This is a genomic window from Coprobacter tertius (assembly GCF_024330105.1).
GTDB lineage: Bacteria > Bacteroidota > Bacteroidia > Bacteroidales > Coprobacteraceae > Coprobacter > Coprobacter tertius.
The window spans coordinates 32,393-51,286 of record NZ_JANDHW010000003.1; the positions used below are offsets into that span (position 1 = coordinate 32,393).

The following is an 18,894-nucleotide window of genomic DNA, read 5'->3' on the forward strand; positions in this document are numbered from 1 at the left end:
TTTTTTGAAAAACTTTCTTCTTATCAGTAGAATACAAGCACATAATTTCGTATTTTTGCATTTTGAGAATGCTAAAATTATATATATGTCTGAAAACAAGAGAATTAAGACCGCATTAGTTTCGGTATATCACAAGGATGGTTTGGATGAGATTTTGAAGAAATTGCAGAGTGAAGGAGTAGAGTTTATTTCTACCGGAGGTACGCAATCATTTATAGAATCTTTGGGAATTCCTTGCCGTTCGGTAGAGAGCCTTACAGGTTATCCTTCGATATTGGGAGGCAGGGTAAAAACTTTACATCCGAAAGTTTTCGGCGGTATATTGTGCCGTCGGGAGATAGAGGATGATTTACAGCAGATTTCACAATATGAAATTCCTGAAATCGATTTGGTAATTGTCGATTTGTATCCTTTTGAAGAAACAGTGGCTTCGGGTGCTGATGAAAGTGCAATTATTGAAAAAATAGATATAGGCGGTATCTCTTTGATACGTGCAGCCGCAAAAAATTTTAAAGATGTGATTATCGTAGCATCTAAGGCTCAGTACGGACCTTTAATGGATCTACTTAACGAAAAAGGGGCGGAGTCTACGATCGAAGATCGAAAATGGTTTGCCAAAGAAGCTTTTGCCGTTTCTTCGGGTTATGATACCGCTATATTCAATTATTTCGATAACGGAGCAGGTAGTTATTTCCGTATGGCTAAAGATAATGCCAAAGTATTGCGTTATGGTGAGAACCCTCATCAAAAAGGTTATTTCTTTGGTAACTTTGATGAAATGTTCGAGCAATTACAGGGAAAGGAAATTTCGTATAATAATCTGCTTGATATAGATGCAGCCGTGTCTCTTATATCTGAATTCGACGATCTTACATTTGCTATCTTAAAGCATAATAATGCGTGCGGTATCGCTTCTCGGCCTACGATGTTGGAAGCCTGGAAAGCGGCATTGGCTGGAGATCCCGTATCGGCATTCGGTGGAGTTTTGGTAACTAACGGAGTTGTGGATAAAGAAACTGCAGAAGAGATAAATAAATTGTTTTTCGAAGTAATTATTGCTCCAGACTATGATATGTCGGCTATCGAGATACTGACACAAAAGAAAAATCGGATAATCCTGATACAGAAAGATTCGAATTTACAGGAAAAGCAGGTTCGTTCTTTACTCAATGGGGTTCTTATGCAGGATCGTGATTTACATCGGGAAATTCCCGAAGAGTTGAAACCGGTTACCGAAAAAATGGTAAATGCCGATCAGATTGAGGATTTGTTATTTGCGAATAAAATCGTTAAGCATAGCAAATCGAATGCGATTGTGCTGGCTAAAGGTAAACAACTGTACGCAAGCGGAGTCGGTCAAACCTCTCGGGTAGATGCGTTGAAACAGGCGATAGAAAAAGCGAAATCTTTCGGTTTCGATTTGAATGGTGCTGTTATGGCATCTGATGCTTTTTTCCCATTTCCCGATTGTGTAGAGATTGCTCATAAAGAAGGTATAGATACAGTAATACAGCCCGGCGGATCGGTGAAAGATAATCTTTCGATCGATTATTGCAACGAAAATGGAGTTGCGATGGTAATGACCGGATTCCGCCATTTTAAACATTAAAAGACCGGAATTTCCTGATACCGGCAAAATGAATTAATTTATAACAGAAAAATAAAATGGGATTATTTTCTTTTACACAAGAGATTGCTATCGATTTGGGAACCGCTAATACCATTATCATGCACAACGGTAAAATGGTTGTTGACGAGCCTTCGGTAGTCGCCCTCGACAAACGTACAGATAAGCTGTTGGCTGTTGGAGAAAAAGCTCGTCAGATGCATGGTAAAACCCATGAAAACATAAGAACCATACGCCCGTTAAGAGATGGTGTGATTGCAGATTTTTATGCTGCAGAACAAATGATACGAGGTATGGTGAAAATGGTGAGTTCCAAAAGCCCTTGGTTTGCTCCTTCGTTGCGTATGGTTGTAGGGATTCCTTCGGGAAGTACCGAAGTCGAAATTCGTGCCGTAAGGGATTCATCGGAACATGCCGGCGGCCGTGACGTATATATGATTTATGAACCGATGGCTGCTGCGATAGGTATAGGGCTGGATGTTGAGGCTCCTGAAGGGAATATGATTGTGGATATAGGAGGTGGTTCTACCGAAATTGCTGTTATTTCTCTCGGAGGAATCGTTTCTAATAATTCGATTCGTATTGCCGGAGACGATCTTACAGCCGATATACAGGAATATATGCGTCGTCAGCACAATGTGAAGGTGGGTGAACGTACAGCCGAAATGATAAAAATAAATGTAGGTTCGGCTCTTACCGAACTTGAAAATCCTCCCGAAGATTATATTGTACACGGACCGAATCAAATGACCGCGTTGCCGATGGAAGTTCCTGTTTCCTATCAGGAGATTTCTCATTGTATAGAGAAGTCGATTTCGAAGATTGAAGCGGCCGTGTTGAGCGCCCTCGAACAGACTCCCCCCGAATTATATGCCGATGTCGTACGTAATGGAATATACTTGGCCGGAGGAGGAGCTTTGCTGAGAGGTCTCGATAAACGTCTGACCGATAAGATCGGCATACCTTTCCATATTGCAGAAGATCCTTTGCATGCAGTGGCTAAGGGTACGGGCATCGCACTAAAGAATATCGATAAATTTTCTTTCCTCATACGTTAAGGGAAAGAGGGTGTTACTGGAATTTTATATTTTACGAGTTACAGGTTATACTTTTAGCGGACGGAATAACCTGTAACTCGTAGTAATTACCATAGCAAGCATTTGTTTTATGCGTAAACTGATATATTTCTTGATAAAGCATAGTCCCTGGCTGGTGTACATATTTTATGTTATCATTTGTCTGGTATTGCTTTTCAGATTCAATCCTTACCAGCAGAGTGTATTTTTCAGTTCGGCTAATGATTTGGCTGGAGAACTATATTCGGTAAAGGGGAATATTACCGGGTATTTCGGTTTACGGGAAATCAATCTCGATTTGCAAAAACGGAACGGTGCTCTCGAAATGGAAGTCGCAAATTTAAGAGATAAAATACGATCGCTTGAAGGGGACTCTATGTCTGTGCGGCGTGAAGCCGATTCGGTATATAATGATTATGATTTTGTGATCGCTCAGGTGGCAGATAACAGTGTAACGAAATCGCAGAATTATATTACGTTGAATAAGGGTTGTAAAGACGGCGTTCATCCCGAAATGGGAGTGGTGGATCAAAATGGAGTTGTCGGCATTGTAAATGTAGTTTCGGATCATCATGCACAGGTTATTTCTTTGTTGAATCCGAAATTAAGGCTCAGTTGCAAGGTAAAAGGTAGTGGTTATTTCGGTTCTCTCGTATGGGATGGAAACGATGCCCGATATGCTATATTGGAAGAATTGCCACGCCATGTTAATTTTGAAAAAGGCGATACGATTGTTACCAGCGGTTACTCTGCTGTTTTCCCGGAAGGGATAATGGTAGGAACCGTTTCTGATTTCTCGAAACAGAAAAATGATAATTTTTATGCATTGAAAGTGAAATTATCGACCGATTTTTTCCGTTTAAATGATGTACGTATTATAGAAATAAAAGATCAGAAAGAACGAAAATCATTAGAAAAAGCCGTACAGAATGACTAAAACGATATTGACATACGTTTTCTCTTTTGTTTTCCTGGTTGTGTTACAGGTAGTTGTGCTAAAGGATATGGCTCTGTTGGGTTATGCCACACCTTTTCTTTATATCTGGTTTATTTTGCGTTTGCCTTCTCTTATGCCTACTAATACAGTAATGACAATCTCTTTTATAATGGGTCTTATGATCGATATATTTTGCAATACTCCAGGGATGAATGCTTTAGCCGCGACGACACTTGCATTCGTACGCAAACCTTTGATAAATGTGATATTGCCTCATACCGATGAGGCGGTTTCGGTCATACCCTCTTCCCGTTCGTTTGGTTTCGGATACTTTATCAGTTATGTCGCCTGTTCGGTATCGGTATTTTGTTTTGTGTTGTTTACGATCGAGGCTTTCCAGTTCTTTAATCCATTGAAGTTATTGATAAGAATGTTATCGAGTGCGGCTTTTACATTCCTGCTTATATGGGCAATCGATAGTTTAAATCCTAAGAAGAAGTGAAAAACGATTACAATCTCGAGAAGCGGAAGTTTGTTATCGGTGGCACTATGCTACTGGTTGGATTGATATATCTCATACGATTGTTTTTGTTGCAAGTTCCTGATAACGATTATAAGACTTTTGCCGACAGCAATGCATTTTTAAAAAAAATACAATACCCTTCGCGCGGTCTTATTTATGACCGCAACGATAAACTGCTTGTATATAACCAGCCGGCGTATGATATAATGATGATTATGCGTGAGGTACAACCTTTCGATACACTCGATTTTTGTAATACGATAGGAATAACAAAAGAGCAGTTTCACCGCCGTATCGCTATGGTAAAAGATCGGCGTCTCAATCCTGGTTATTCGGCTTATACACCTCAAACGTTTATTTCACAACTCTCTGCACAGGATTATGGCAGGTTGCAGGAGAAACTATATAAATTTCCCGGTTTTTTTATCCAGAATCGTATGTTGCGTCAATATACTTATAACAGTGGGGCCAATATATTGGGAAATATACGGGAAGTATCGCTTCGCGATATAGAAAATGACGATTATTACATTCGCGGAGATTATACCGGAGACCTTGGAGTAGAGAAGTCTTACGAAAAGTATCTTCGTGGAGAGAAGGGGGTGGAAATTCTCTTACGCGATGCTCACGGACGTATAAAAGGTCGTTTTGAGAACGGTATATATGACGAATCTCCTGTTTCTGGAAAAAATCTGAAACTGTCAATCGATGTAGAATTACAGGAATACGGGGAGAAGCTGATGAAAAACAAGATCGGAGCCATTGTGGCTATAGAGCCTTCGACAGGTGAAGTGCTGGCTTTGGTATCGAGTCCGGGTTATGATCCTTCTTCCCTGATCGGGCGGGAACGAGGCAAGAATTATCTGGCTTTAAACCGTAATCCGTATAAACCGTTGTATGATAGAGCGATTATGGCGACTTATCCTCCCGGTTCTACATTTAAACCTACACAGGGCCTTATCTATCTGCAAGAGGGAATAATTTCTACAGGAACGATGTATCCTTGTTATCATGGGTTTATATCCGGCCGTTTAAGGGTAGGGTGCCACGTGCATGAGTCCCCTTTAAGTCTTTTACCGGCAATACGTACATCTTGTAACGCTTATTTCTGTTATGGATTGAAATCTATGCTCGATAACAGACAAAAATATCGAAGTACATCGGAGGCATTCGAAATCTGGAAAGATTATATGGTTTCGATGGGCTACGGATACCGGTTGGGAATAGATCTTCCCGGAGAGAGTCGCGGATTTATTCCCAATAGTAATTATTATAGTAAGATTTATGGTGAAAACAGGTGGCGCGCGTTAACGATTATTTCGATCGCGATAGGGCAAGGGGAAATACTAGCTACCCCATTGCAAATAGCGAATCTTTCGGCAACGATTGCTAATAGGGGATATTTTTATACCCCCCACGTTGTAAAAGAGATACAGGATAATAACCTCGACAAAGCATTTACCACCAAGCATTACACGAAGGTAGACCCTCAGTATTACGAAGCCATGGTAGAGGGAATGCGTATGGCCGTGACAGGAGGAACATGCCGGATGGGAGCAATTCCGGGTATCGAGATGTGTGGGAAAACAGGTACCGCACAAAATCCTCATGGTAAAGACCATTCGGCGTTTATGGGATTTGCACCGATGAATAATCCTAAGATTGCCATTTGTGTCTATGTAGAAAATGCCGGATTTGGAGCGACTTATGGTGTGCCTATCGGAAGTCTTATGATTGAGAAATACCTGAAAGGGAAAATTTCACCAGAACGGGAGTGGATCGAACAAAATATGTTAAAAGCTAACACAATTATATTCAGTGGGATCAAGGGAAATTAATATATGGAAATCTATCGATTGGTTTACGGTAATACTGTATACTGTTTTGATTTTTGCCGGATGGATAAGTATCTATGCGGCAAGTTATGATTTCGACAATGCGAGTATTTTCGATTTTGCTGAACGTTCGGGTAAACAATTGTTATGGATTGGTTTGGCGTTTTGTATCGCATTTGTAATTTTAATGCTTGATGCGCGCATGTACGAAGCGCTTGCTTATTTTATATATATTCTTCTGATGCTTTTACTTGTAGCTACGATTTTTTTAGCTGAAGATACTAAAGGTTCGAGATCGTGGCTTAAATTAGGACCGGTGAGTCTGCAAGCAGCCGAGTTTGCTAAATTTGCCACGGCATTGGCTTTAGCCCGATTAATCAGTTCCTATAATTTTATACTCACAAAGCCAGTTAATTTTTTGAAGACCTGCTTGTTGATATTGTTGCCGATAATGCTTATCATATTACAAAAAGAAACCGGTACTGCGCTGGTTTATGCTGCACTTGTTTTTATGCTTTATCGGGAGGGGATGTCGGGTTTCGTACTCTTCGGGGGATTATGCGCTATCATTTATTTTATTGTAGGTATCAAATATTCCGATATGTTTATGGGTGTTACGTCGGTAGGAGAATTCTCGGTGTTGGCACTTATTATTTTGGTAATGATCGGGATGTTGTTAGTCAATTATAAAGATTGGCTCGTTGCGCGTAATGCACTTATTATTACTGCTGTTACTGCAATTATTTGTTACATTGTATCTCTTTTAGGTATTTCTATAAATTGGGTGTATGTACTATTAGCCGATGTTGTAATAATTGCGATATATCTTCTGTTTGTTTATTTGCAGATGCGGATACATTCTTTGCTCATGATTGTAAGTTTTGCTCTGATATCAGTCATATTTTTATTTTCGGTAAATTATGTATTTACTAATATACTGGAACCTCATCAGCAAATGCGTATCAAAGTTGCTTTCGGAATGGAACAAGATTTGCGTGGTGCGGGATATAATGTAAATCAGTCGAAAATAGCAATCGGTTCGGGCGGATTATTAGGGAAAGGCTTTTTGAACGGAACTCAAACAAAACTAAAATATGTACCCGAACAGGATACCGATTTTATTTTTTGTACGATCGGTGAAGAAGAAGGCTTTTTAGGAACATCATTGGTCGTAATACTATTTTTGACGCTTATATTCAGGATCATATATATTGCCGAAAGGCAGCGTACCGCTTTCGGGCGTGTGTACGGTTATTGCGTAGCCAGTATTTTGTTTTTCCATTTGGCGATAAATGTCGGTATGGTAATCGGACTTTGTCCGGTGATCGGTATTCCTTTACCGTTTTTCAGTTACGGAGGTTCTTCTCTTTGGGGATTTACTATCTTGCTTTTTATCTTATTGCGTATTGATGTAGGACGGCTTGAAAAATACTGATGTATTTTATTTCAGGTATGTTTTTTTACTCTGAAAGATTAGGTATTCCGGTAAAATGGTAAGATATTCGAAATTTGAGGTCTATAGCGAATTTTATAAAAAAATAGCAGACAATATTTATACTTTCTGCTATCTGATTATAATGAGGCCATTGCTTGTGGAGCATAGCGGACTCGAACCGCTCACCTCAACACTGCCAGTGTTGCGCTCTAGCCAGATGAGCTAATGCCCCGTTGTTTTTTGCAGTGCAAAGATACGATCATTTTTGAAAAAATGCAACGGTATCGCAAACTTTTTTTAAATTTGTATTTGGTAGGTAAAAATGATTGAAAGAATAAATAGCGACGGTTATGATTATTTATAATACGACATATCAGGTTGATAAAGAAACAATAGACGAATTTATCCTTTGGTTAAAAGAAAATTACATCCCCAGGGCTATGATTAGGGGTGAGTTGAGCGAGCCTCAGTTATGTAAAGTAATTACACCGGATGATTATGAGGGTAGTAGCTTTTCTCTTCAATTTCATGTAAAGGATACCCGAATATTATCTCTTTGGTATGAGAAGGTGGGTAAGATATTGCAAGAAGAGTTGGTTACTTGTTTCGGTGAGAAAGTGGTCGGATTTAATACTTTACTTGAGATTATTGCGTAAAAATGGAAAAGGAACGTATAATTATTGGCATAGACCCGGGTACGAATGTGATGGGTTACGGTATTCTCAGAGTACTCGATAACAAGCCTCAATTAATGGCGATGGGAGTATTGCAATTAAATAAATTCGATAATCACTATCTCCGTTTAAATCGTATTTTCGAACGTGTTTTGGGTCTTATCGATCAGTATTTGCCGGATGAGATGGCGATAGAAGCTCCTTTTTTCGGTAAAAATGTACAGTCTATGCTAAAACTGGGGCGAGCTCAGGGTGTTGCGATGGCGGCGGCATTATCGCGGGATATTCCTATTGCCGAGTACGCTCCTTTGAAAATAAAGATGTCGATTACCGGTAACGGCGGGGCTTCGAAAGAACAAGTTGCCGATATGCTGAAAAGAATGCTGCACATTCCCGAGGAAAATATGTTGCCGCAACTGGATGCTACCGACGGATTGGCAGCTGCGCTATGTCATTTTTTTCAGACCAACCGCCCTCAGTCCGAAAAAACATATACGAGCTGGAAAGATTATATGGCTAAAAATCCCGGTAAAGTAAAAAAGTAAGAAATATTGTAATGTAAGTCGTAAAAAAGATAAGTTATTTTTTACGACCTACATTTGTTTTTACTGATAGAATACGTAAAAGATAAAAATTTCGATTAGTTTTCGGTTATCTTAAACATATTTATATCTTCATCGGTTAAGATATCCAATAGTTTCTTTTCTTTCCATTTACCGGCAAATTCCATTATCACAAACATATTATCGAACTTTATAAGAAGAACCATTTTATTGATTGTTTTTCTCTTTCCTTTGCTAAAGGCTGAATATTGAATATTATCTTTATGAAAACGTAATAAATTATCGTATTTACTTAAAAGTTTCTTTAATAGAGCTTCGTTATTTATCCGGTTTGTCTCTTCTCTTACAGGATCGAGCTCACCTGATTTTATATTATTGGATATAGTATCGCCATTGTTCGAAATGATTGTATTGGTTATGTTATATTGTACATTATTCATGTCTTTTATACCTGCTGGAAGGGATTCTTCGGAAAATAATGAACCGAATGGATCATCGTCAGGTAACATTGCGAAAAAAATATCCAGCTCATCGGTATTTTCATAAAGATAGCGTGTTTTTGTATATTCATCTTCACTCATTTCTTCCTTAGTGATACCGTTCAATAATGAATCTTTATCAGTAATGTGCTGATATAGAGCAGGACTTATTCCTTGTTGTTTTTCATGGAACGTTTTAGCAATTCCTTTCGCGGAAAGGGTAATTGCGGATAGGAGAAATACAATTGAAACCATAAGTAGCTTTTTCATATTCGAATAATTTAAAGTTTATAAGATTATTTATTTTTTTGGTTCGGGATATTTTTCAGGTATTTCATCCCTTCGATATTCGACTTATCTGCTAATTGTCTTAGCATAGATAAATTTAATTTTCCGGCAATGCTTATCAATGTGATATTATCGTTCGATTCTATAAAAATAATAAGTTCACTGATATAATTTTGTTTGCCGTGGGTATATATCGATACGGTTTCGCCATCCTTTTGCATTAATAAAATTCTCTCTGCATTATTTATCGCTTTTTTTATCAAGTTTTTGTTATGGCTCGTCCGTTTAATACCGCTTGCCATAGAAATATTATTGATATCTTTCAGTATAGCAGCGATTTTTTTATCTTCATCGGTAGTTACCGCAGCATTTGCCGCAGCTTTTAATAACTTTTCGCCTAAACTTATAATAGTTAGATTCTGGGTATCTGCGTGATCCAAAAAAAAATTTACAGCATTCTGTGCTTGTAGTGATAATGGGAATAAGAGCAATAATATAAAAAATAATTTTTTCATACCTGTAATTTTATTAATTGGTATCTGTATTTTTACTTATAAATTTCAGGCCATTTAACTCTTTGGTTATTCTTGTTTCTGCTTCGTTTATTTTCGATGAAGAGAAATAGAGAATATTTCGGGCAGTATCGAATGCTTCTTGTTGGGTCATTTCATTTACCGGAGAATTGTTCTTTATATTAAGTGTTATGAGTAATAATCCGATAGCGGCAAAAGAGATAGCTCCGGACCAAATGAGCGTACGCTTTTTTTTATTTTTTTTGTTCTGCAGCTCAATTTTTTCGAATATTTTCCGGTCAAACTCATCCGATAGCGAGACTCTCTGTATATTATCTGCTGCCGAGAACCAGTTTCCGATATCGTGAGGAAATGATTCATGAGAAGTATTTTTAGCAAAATACGATCGTAAAATCTTTTCCTCTTCGATATCGGTTTTACATTCCCAATATTTATTAATGAGTATTTTTATGTCTTGGTCGTTCATTCTGATTGAATTTTTCGTACATTTCTTTTATTTTTTTACGAGCTCTATATAACGTTACTTTTACCTGATCTTCTGAAATATGCATTTGTTCTGATATTTGCTTATATGAAAGCTCTTCGAATTCACGTAACCGGATAACTTCTTGCTGGATTTCCGGTAATTTCCTGATAATTTTCTGAACCATTCGTTCTGTTTCTTTTTGTTCTATTCGGTCTTCCGGAGAAGGGCTTTTGTCTTGGGCATCAAGTCTTATTTCTTCTGTTTTATATCTGTTTTGCAAAGAGCGCATACGGTCTATGGTAAAATTACGAACGAGGGTCATGCAATAGTGCTCGAAATTATCTATCATCGACCAATTTGCTCTAATATCCCACATACGCATCATTACATCCTGAACGATATCTTCGGCATCTTTCTCAGAAAAAGTCATATAAAATGCCTTTCTGAAAAGCTTCTGTTTTAATGAAAGAATATTTTCTTTGAAAAATAGGATGCTTGTCATACTGATTCCAACCTTTTGCGGTTCTGATCGCTCTGGTTCTGTTTCTGTTTGTTTATTATAAAGACGGAACAGTTCTTAAAATGTTACATCTTGTGTCGAAAAAATCTTCTTTTGAATAAATAAGCTGAATATACTCCTTTATTTTTTATTTTTGTAAGTTGAAATTAAGAGGAAATAAATGAAAATAGAAGAAATTATCAGAAATCGTATCTTAATCCTCGATGGGGCAATGGGTACGATGATTCAGAAATATAATCTTACCGAGAACGATTACCGAGGATCGCTTTTTTCTGACATTCCGGCTCAGCTAAAAGGCAATAACGATTTATTGTGTCTTACACGTCCTCAAATAATACGGGAAATACATGAAAAATATCTTCTGGCGGGGGCTGATATTATCGAGACGAATACCTTCAACGCGACATCTGTTTCGATGGCCGATTACGGAATGCAACCTTATGTTACCGAAATAAATAAGGCTGCCGCTCGAATTGCCCGTGAAATTGCGGATGAATATACGGGACGAGATCCTTTAAAACCTCGTTTTGTGGCGGGGTCGGTAGGGCCTACCAATAAGACTTGTTCTATGTCACCTGATGTAAATAATCCTGCGTACAGGACTTTGACTTATGATGAATTGGCTTCTGCTTATACTGAACAAATTGTCGCCCTTTTAGAGGGAAAGATCGATTTGTTGCTGATTGAAACTATTTTCGACACATTAAATGCCAAAGCGGCTCTATATGCTGCCGATGTTGCCATGAGGTCGACAGGTATTCAGGTTCCGGTTATGTTATCGGTAACGTTGGCCGATTCGGGCGGTCGTACACTTTCTGGCCAAACTCTCGAAGCTTTTATAGCTTCGGTGCAGCATTTCGGTGTATTCTCTATCGGTCTTAATTGTTCTTTCGGTGCTAAAGATATGAAACCTTATCTGAAACAGCTCTCGGCTATGGCTCCGTGTTACGTAAGCGCATATCCTAATGCGGGTCTTCCTAACCGATTCGGACAATACGATGAGACTCCTGAAAAAATGGCGGGTCAAATAAAAGAATATATCGACGAGCGTCTGGTAAATATTATCGGGGGGTGTTGTGGTACTACGCCCGATCATATTGCATGTTATTCGTCTTTGATAGAAAGGGCGGAGATACGTATGCCGGCTCTACCTCCCGATTGTTTATGGTTATCGGGGCTGGAAAGGTTGGAAGTAAAACCTGAAAATAATTTTGTAAATGTAGGAGAGCGGTGCAATGTGGCGGGATCTCGTAAATTTTTACGTCTGATTAACGAGAAAAAGTATGAGGAAGCTCTGGAGATTGCCCGTTCACAGGTTGAGAACGGGGCGCAGGTGATCGATATAAATATGGATGATGCCATGCTCGATGCCAAGGCAGAAATGGTTAATTTTTTGAATCTGATTGCTTCTGAGCCCGAAATTACAAGGGTACCGGTCATGATCGATTCTTCTAAATGGGAAGTGATCGAGGCTGGATTAAAATGTGTGCAAGGAAAGCCGATTGTGAATTCTATTAGCCTGAAAGAAGGGGAAGCCGTATTCCTCGAACATGCTTTGTCTGTAAAACGTTTGGGTGCAGCGGTCGTTGTAATGGCTTTCGATGAAAAAGGACAGGCTGATACTTTTGCTCGTAAAATTGAAGTGTGTCACCGGGCGTATAACCTGCTTACTAAAAGGATTGGTTTCGATCCGCAGGATATTATTTTCGATCCGAATGTATTGGCTATAGCGACGGGTATAGATGAACATGTGAATTATGCCGTAGATTTTATCGAAGCTACTGCTTGGATAAAAAAGAATCTGCCGGGAGCGAAAGTGAGCGGTGGAGTTAGTAATCTTTCATTTTCATTCAGGGGCAATAATTACATACGAGAAGCGATGCATTCTGTTTTTTTGTATCATGCTATACGTAATGGTATGGATATGGGTATTGTTAATCCTTCTACTGCAATAACGTATGACGATATTCCGGCCGATGTATTGGAAATTGTTGAAGATGTCGTTCTTAACAGGCGTTCTGATGCTACCGAAAGGATTATAGAATTGGCCGATAGATTAAAAGGTGAAACCGATAAAACTGCGAAAAAAGAAAAAAAAGACGAACGTGCCGGAATGACTCTCGATGAACGTTTGGAATATGCTTTGATTAAGGGGCATTCGGATGGCCTTGAAATAGATCTCGAAGAGGCGATGAAGGTGTACGGAAAAGCGGTTAAGATTATCGACGGGCCTTTAATGAGCGGTATGAATAAGGTTGGAGAGTTATTTGGGGCGGGAAAAATGTTCTTACCTCAGGTTGTGAAGACTGCTCGTACGATGAAACGCGCGGTTGCGATATTGCAGCCTTATATCGAAGCTGAAAAAGATGCATCTGCATCGTCTAAAGCCGGTAAGTATTTACTCGCTACGGTAAAAGGCGATGTTCATGATATTGGTAAAAATATTGTCGGTGTCGTACTCTCATGTAATAATTACGATGTTATCGATTTAGGAGTTATGGTTCCTACCGAGAAGATTGTGGAAACAGCTATACGTGAGAAAGTCGACTATGTGGGATTAAGCGGACTTATTACTCCTTCTCTCGAGGAAATGTGTAATGTCGCCGACGAGATGGAAAGAGCTGGTTTGCATGTACCTCTTATGATCGGAGGGGCTACTACATCTAAATTACATACGGCGGTTAAAATCGCTCCCCGTTATAGCGGACCGGTTATTCATGTAAAAGATGCATCGCAGAATCCTTTGGTAGCGTCTCAATTAGCCAGTGAAAAAACTCGTCGGTTTTATCTTGATAAACTTAAGGAAGAGCAGGATCGGTTAAGACGTACGGTAGAGGATCCTGTGAAACTTATTCCTTTATCGGAAGCTTGTAATAAAGCGATAGTAATTGATTGGCAGGCATATACTCCGGTAAAACCGCCGGTTCCCGGAAAAGTTTTTCATCTGAAATTTTCGGTACAAGAAGTTCGAAAATATATTAACTGGATATATTTTTTTAATGTATGGCGTATAAACGGAAAATTTACATCTGTTTCGGGAATCGACGCTTGTGAACATTGTAAAGTAAATTGGTTGGCATCTTTTCCTGAGGAAGATCGTGCGAAAGCTGCCGAAGCCATGCAGTTATATAAAGAGGCTAATCGTTTACTCGATAAACTCGAGATAGATGAATATGTTGCTATGGAAGCTGTATACGGAATTTTTGAAGCGGTTTCGAAAGATAGTGTGATTTCATTGAGAGGGACGGATGGGAGAGAAGTAATTATCCCATGTCTCAGACAACAGATTGAAAAGAAAAATACAGAGGCTGCGTATTACTCATTAGCCGATTTTGTCAGGCCGTCGGAGAAGGGAGAATCGGACTATGTCGGTGCTTTTGCAGTAACGTCAGGGCAGGCGGTTGAAGAACGCATAAGCTATTATAATAAACAAGGTGACAGTTATAATGCCTTGTTGTTGCAATCTTTATCAGATCGTTTATCCGAGGCTGCGACAGAATTGTTGCATTATAAGGTGAGAAAAGAATTGTGGGGGTATACACCGGATGAAGAGGGAGATCCTGCCGAATTATTAAAAGAGCATTATCAGGGGATACGGCCGGCAATTGCCTATCCTTCATTACCTGATCAGTCGTTAAGTTTCGAGTTGGGAAAGCTGATTCCCTATTCTCAGATAGGCGTATCTCTTACCGAAAACGGAGCGATGTCTCCGGCTTCAACAGTATCGGGATTAATGATTGCTCATCCGCAATCGGTTTATTTTCATATCGGTAAAATCGATGAAGAACAGCGTAAATGGTATGCGGGGCATCGCAGAATGACGGTAGAAGAATCCCTTAAATGGTTATCTGTGTGAATTCAGGAGGTTATTTTTCTTTTAATATCGCTTGTTTTTTACCGAAATATTCGGCAACGCTTTGATTGGTCCAGTGATGCCTGTGGGTCGTTATATGGATATGAAAAAGCATATCGGGTTTTACAGTAAATAAATTTACTGTAATAGATTTCATATGGCTTTCATACAGTTTTATTCCTTCTTTTTGCTGGTGGTCGTACTCTTGTGTTTCTCTTGTAAATAATTTATTTACAACTATTTAAAAAGAAGAGTGTATTTCGATAAGCGGAGTTAAAAGCAGAGTAATAATAAGAAGCAGGGTAAGGGATTTATGACGTATTGTAAAATCGACTATTTTGCTTATAAAATAAGCGGAAATTTAAGCAGGCAGCCGATGAGTATGAGGGAAAGCCTGTAAATAAAACTGTAAAATATGCATCCGTTACACCAATAGAAAGCCTGAGAAGGTTTTGTATCGTAATAGTGAGTGAACTGCATGATACCAAAGCCAGCTATATTTGTCGGCTTTCAGACAGTCGATATTAATTATTTTAAACACAAACAGGTAAGAAAAGCAGAGAACCCCAATGATGATGACGGGTACGATGCGATACCATGCCATATCGAATACTGCCGGTTGTAAGAATATTAAAAAAATACTGTTGTAAGTACCTTACCAATGTTGATAGTTTTCTTTCACGCTTTCCCATGCCGCTTTCATAACCGGAAAAATTTGATGGCTGTTTTTTTATGCTATGTGGGTTGTAAGACCGAAGATGAAATCCTCTGCCCATAGGTAATTATACTTTCCGGTCATTATTAAAAGAGTGATCTATAGAATAAGTATAATAATAGAAATGAATGTAGAAATCTTTAAAAAATTATTAGTAGGTAATATCTTCATTTTCAATTATAAATTCCTGAATAAAACAACAAACTTAATAAATACATTCTACTGTTAAACTTTAAAAGGAATTTTTTGTTATATAAATATTAAGTAAAAATATGAGACAATGAGTAGTAAATGGTATTTATGGGCATTTTTGTTCATCGTTCCTGTTAATTTATCGGCTGGTGAACTTACCGATCGGATTATTTCACAATTAGAACAGTTAAAGTCATATAAAGGAAATGCATCTTTCGAAGTGACATTGCCAATGACAGATGAAGATGTGCATTATGATTTATTATTGGCTGGAATGGTCGTACCTGACGATTCTTTATCTTCTTATAAATATTATATCGAAATAGAATCGGATACACATCCTTCGGTATCTGGTAATTTTTTGGCTTATTTTTATGGCAATTATTATAATTTCTCTAATGGTCGTTTGCGTGAATATCACGCTGTGGAGAATGTTTCTCCTTTTCAAATACGCTATTCGGGCAATTATGAAATTCCCGGAGTACACCAATCGGGAATTTTTCCGGGAGAACTTCCTTTTGAAATACTTACACAATTGAAGAAATTAAAAGATAATCCGGAGGTAACTATTATAGAATATCCTGATACTTTGGTAGAAGGTATTCGTTCAAATGCACTCACTGTCGAGGAATGGGGGAAAGGAGAATTATTGAGGTCGGCCCTTTATGCTTTTGATAAAAAAACGGGATTACCTGTATATAAAGAGATAGAAAATAATCCGGGACATTTAGGATCTCAAACCATAACGACTTATTATAAAGAATCGGAAGCCGGCTATCGGTTTCCACCCGATTATTTTACCGAAGATCGGCTTTTGCGGGATAAAAATCAGGCGATGACTTTATATCGTGAAAGTAATTTTAAAGTACATAGTCTGAAGGGGCGTGAGTTGCCTTCGTTTTCACTTCCGTATTTAAGGCGTGAAGGCAGGCTTTCATCCGAAGATATAAAGGGTATAAAGACTGTTTTATTATTTCTCGATACACAAGGTAGTTTTTGTACAGAAGCTCTACACTCTATCGATGTGTTAGATCAGGGCGGTTCTTGCCAGTATGTGGTGATTATGAAAGAACCTGCATCGGATATATTGAAACAATGGTTGATCGAAAGAAATTTTTCCGGAATGGTTTTGAGCAATGGAAATGCAATTGCAGGTAAGTTGGGTATAACAGGTTATCCGGTGCTTATCGTTACCGACGAACAGGGTATTGTGAAAGAGGTGAGTACAGGGTATGATCCCGAATGGGCATTTAAAATAAGAAAAGCCTTGAATATCTGAACTTTTTAATTCATAAACCTGTTTTTACTTTAATATTTATCTAAAAATAAATGTATCTTTGTTTGTATTTAAAAGTAAAATAAGATGGCGCAAATAAAATTTAAAGGTTCCCCGGTAAGTACCAATGGTAATTTACCGAAAGTAGGTAGTAAAGCCCCGTGTTTTACATTGGTTAAATCCGATTTGAGTGATTTGAGTTGTTGTGATCTGAAAGGAAAACGAATCGTGTTGAATATTTTTCCCAGTCTCGATACTACGGTATGTGCGACTTCGGTACGCAAGTTTAATCAACTTGCTACCCAGTTCGATAATACGGTCGTTATTGCTGTATCTAAAGATCTTCCTTTTGCTCAAAGTCGCTTTTGTACGACAGAAGGTATCGAAAATGTAATACCGGCATCGGCATTCAGAGCTACGAATTTTGTACAGCAGTATGGCGTTGAAATGATCGATGGCCCTTTAGCTGGACTTCTTGCGAGAGCTGTGGTTGTTATCGATGAAGACTTTAATATCATATACGAAGAGTTAGTACCAGAGATTACTCAAGAGCCTAATTACCAGGCTGTAATCGATGTGTTGAAAAAATAAGGAATTCTAAGTTTTGGTTGATAAAAGTTGTATAATTATCCTATATCAGGATGATTATGCAACTTTTTTTATTCCCTGTTTTTATATAATCTTTTTATATATAGGTGCATATTATCGTAATTCCTATAAAGCATTTTATCCTATTCCGTGAATTAATGATTTATAAATAGGATAGTCAAATCATTATTTTCCCCCTGTAAATCAGAAAATGGATACTAAAACATGCTAAATGCGTTCATTTTCTATAATAAAACTGATCAATAATTGTTTATGTCGTATATTTAAAATCATTATTTTTAGAGCATGGATAGTTAGATGAATGAAAATTTTCTAATATATACAGATGTTTCTTGTATTCCGGCAAAGGAATATCAAATGTATCTGGAAGAAGGATTTAGTGGAATTTGTACAGGAGGAACAGCGGTGTTAGAGGTCTTTTCTGTACGGCGTCAGATAAATGTCAATGATCTGATAAACATCTTACCATTACAAATGGTTTCCATTCATAGCAAAAGTGAAGACTTTTCGATGACTTTTTTTAAAGTCGATAAAAATATGTTTTTCGATGTCATGAGTGGAATAGGGAAAATTACACCTCATTTCTTTTTTTGTATGCGTAAAAATTTTCTTTTCCATTTAGATGTGAAAGATGCTGAAAGGTACCTCGGTTTTTGCAAAGTTCTCGGTTTTCGCAGTATCAATGATGATCCCGATTTTCGACGAGAAACGATATTGCATCTATTGAGAATATATTATTGGGATTTCTATATATATTTCAAGAAAGAAGCGATTGATAATAATTCTTTAATTAATTCTAATAAAGAAAAATTGGCATTTTCGTTTGCAATGTATGTTTTCGAATATCACATGCAGCATAGAAGCATTGCCTTTTATGCCGATAAATTATGCATATCTCCTTTATACCTGACAAAAGTCGTTCAAGAAGTTTATGGACAGTCGGCACACGAAATGATAACGGATTATGTGATTGTAGAAATTAAAAAAATGCTGAGGAACACAAATCTGGCAATAAAAGACATATTAAAACAATCCGGTTTTTCCAATCAATCATCATTAAGCCGTTTTTTTCGACGTTATACGGGAATGTCTCCTTCTGAATACCGAAAGAAGATACATGTCATCATTTAAAGTAACTATTTTACAAACAATTATGAGATCACTATAAATAATGTTTAAATATTATTTGTTAGAGATGCAATAAATACTTTAAACGATAAATTGTCATTATGCTTTATAAATATAAAGTTTATATATGAAATATTATTAATCATATTCAATAGTAAATTATAA

Annotated in this window: 18 protein-coding genes and 1 tRNA gene; 13 read left to right on the top strand and 6 right to left on the bottom strand. The window is 37.8% G+C overall.

What is annotated here, in order from left to right:
• Positions 1-85: 85 nt before the first annotated feature.
• From purH to rodA, 6 genes are all read left to right on the top strand, one after another.
• Positions 86-1,609 (top strand): bifunctional phosphoribosylaminoimidazolecarboxamide formyltransferase/IMP cyclohydrolase, encoded by a 1,524-nt coding sequence (gene purH / locus NMU02_RS03605; RefSeq protein WP_255025871.1) that lies wholly within the window; start codon positions 86-88, stop codon positions 1,607-1,609.
• 56 nt (positions 1,610-1,665) lie between these two features.
• Positions 1,666-2,685: a rod shape-determining protein gene (locus tag NMU02_RS03610; RefSeq protein ID WP_255025872.1), complete on the top strand. Its 1,020-nt coding sequence runs from the start codon at positions 1,666-1,668 to the stop codon at positions 2,683-2,685.
• 109 nt (positions 2,686-2,794) lie between these two features.
• Positions 2,795-3,640, top strand: a complete 846-nt coding sequence (gene mreC, locus NMU02_RS03615; protein ID WP_255025873.1) for a rod shape-determining protein MreC — start codon at positions 2,795-2,797, stop codon at positions 3,638-3,640.
• Positions 3,633-4,142: a rod shape-determining protein MreD gene (gene mreD, locus NMU02_RS03620; protein ID WP_255025875.1), complete on the top strand. Its 510-nt coding sequence runs from the start codon at positions 3,633-3,635 to the stop codon at positions 4,140-4,142. Before mreC ends, mreD begins: the two co-directional genes overlap by 8 nt.
• A complete protein-coding gene (locus NMU02_RS03625) occupies positions 4,139-6,001 on the top strand; it encodes a penicillin-binding transpeptidase domain-containing protein (protein ID WP_255025876.1) in 1,863 nt (620 codons plus the stop codon). The genes mreD and NMU02_RS03625 overlap by 4 nt, the downstream gene beginning before the upstream one ends.
• The gene (rodA, locus tag NMU02_RS03630; RefSeq protein ID WP_255025877.1) at positions 5,982-7,433 is read left to right on the top strand and encodes a rod shape-determining protein RodA; all 1,452 of its coding nucleotides are present in this window, start codon (positions 5,982-5,984) and stop codon (positions 7,431-7,433) included. The genes NMU02_RS03625 and rodA overlap by 20 nt, the downstream gene beginning before the upstream one ends.
• Before the next feature lie 158 nt (positions 7,434-7,591).
• Here rodA and NMU02_RS03635 read toward each other — a convergent pair.
• Positions 7,592-7,665: transfer RNA gene (locus NMU02_RS03635), tRNA-Ala, on the bottom strand.
• Positions 7,666-7,783: 118 nt separating this feature from the next.
• Between NMU02_RS03635 and NMU02_RS03640 the strand changes: the two genes are divergently transcribed.
• Both NMU02_RS03640 and ruvC read left to right on the top strand, forming a co-directional pair.
• Positions 7,784-8,089, top strand: coding sequence for a DUF4286 family protein (locus NMU02_RS03640; protein ID WP_255025878.1), 306 nt, complete (start codon positions 7,784-7,786; stop codon positions 8,087-8,089).
• Positions 8,090-8,091: 2 nt separating this feature from the next.
• Complete coding sequence (gene ruvC / locus NMU02_RS03645) at positions 8,092-8,652, top strand: crossover junction endodeoxyribonuclease RuvC (RefSeq protein WP_255025879.1); 561 nt, start codon at positions 8,092-8,094, stop codon at positions 8,650-8,652.
• Between the two features lie 95 nt (positions 8,653-8,747).
• Here ruvC and NMU02_RS03650 read toward each other — a convergent pair whose 3' ends face one another.
• From NMU02_RS03650 to NMU02_RS03665, 4 genes are read right to left on the bottom strand one after another with little or no spacing between them, the layout of a single operon-like run.
• On the bottom strand, positions 8,748-9,419 hold the full coding sequence (locus NMU02_RS03650; protein WP_255025880.1) for a hypothetical protein: 672 nt from the start codon (positions 9,417-9,419) through the stop codon (positions 8,748-8,750).
• Between the two features lie 26 nt (positions 9,420-9,445).
• Positions 9,446-9,952 carry a DUF4252 domain-containing protein gene (locus NMU02_RS03655; RefSeq protein ID WP_255025881.1) on the bottom strand — a complete coding sequence of 169 codons (507 nt, stop codon included), beginning with the start codon at positions 9,950-9,952 and terminating at the stop codon, positions 9,446-9,448.
• A gap of 13 nt (positions 9,953-9,965) precedes the next feature.
• Positions 9,966-10,436, bottom strand: coding sequence for a PG0215 family putative anti-sigma factor (locus NMU02_RS03660; protein ID WP_255025882.1), 471 nt, complete (start codon positions 10,434-10,436; stop codon positions 9,966-9,968).
• On the bottom strand, positions 10,405-10,938 hold the full coding sequence (locus tag NMU02_RS03665) for a GFO_1088 family ECF-type sigma factor (protein ID WP_255025884.1): 534 nt from the start codon (positions 10,936-10,938) through the stop codon (positions 10,405-10,407). The genes NMU02_RS03660 and NMU02_RS03665 overlap by 32 nt, the downstream gene beginning before the upstream one ends.
• A gap of 178 nt (positions 10,939-11,116) precedes the next feature.
• On the opposite strand from NMU02_RS03665, the gene metH reads away from it, so the two are divergent.
• Positions 11,117-14,812, top strand: a complete 3,696-nt coding sequence (gene metH, locus NMU02_RS03670) for a methionine synthase (RefSeq protein WP_255025885.1) — start codon at positions 11,117-11,119, stop codon at positions 14,810-14,812.
• Positions 14,813-14,822: 10 nt separating this feature from the next.
• Here the strand turns inward: metH and NMU02_RS03675 are convergent, their stop codons facing one another.
• Complete coding sequence (locus NMU02_RS03675; RefSeq protein ID WP_255025887.1) at positions 14,823-14,966, bottom strand: hypothetical protein; 144 nt, start codon at positions 14,964-14,966, stop codon at positions 14,823-14,825.
• 321 nt (positions 14,967-15,287) lie between these two features.
• On the opposite strand from NMU02_RS03675, the gene NMU02_RS03680 reads away from it, so the two are divergent.
• The 4 genes from NMU02_RS03680 to NMU02_RS03695 all read left to right on the top strand — a co-directional run bounded on the left by NMU02_RS03680 (position 15,288) and on the right by NMU02_RS03695 (position 18,732).
• On the top strand, positions 15,288-15,434 hold the full coding sequence (locus NMU02_RS03680) for a hypothetical protein (protein WP_255025890.1): 147 nt from the start codon (positions 15,288-15,290) through the stop codon (positions 15,432-15,434).
• A 370-nt stretch (positions 15,435-15,804) separates the two neighbouring features.
• A complete protein-coding gene (locus tag NMU02_RS03685) occupies positions 15,805-16,995 on the top strand; it encodes a TlpA family protein disulfide reductase (protein ID WP_255025891.1) in 1,191 nt (396 codons plus the stop codon).
• An 84-nt stretch (positions 16,996-17,079) separates the two neighbouring features.
• Positions 17,080-17,583, top strand: coding sequence for a thiol peroxidase (gene tpx / locus NMU02_RS03690; RefSeq protein ID WP_255025892.1), 504 nt, complete (start codon positions 17,080-17,082; stop codon positions 17,581-17,583).
• A 315-nt stretch (positions 17,584-17,898) separates the two neighbouring features.
• Entirely contained in the window at positions 17,899-18,732 is an 834-nt protein-coding gene (locus tag NMU02_RS03695; protein ID WP_255025893.1) for a helix-turn-helix domain-containing protein, read from the top strand.
• The last annotated feature ends 162 nt before the right edge of the window (positions 18,733-18,894 follow it).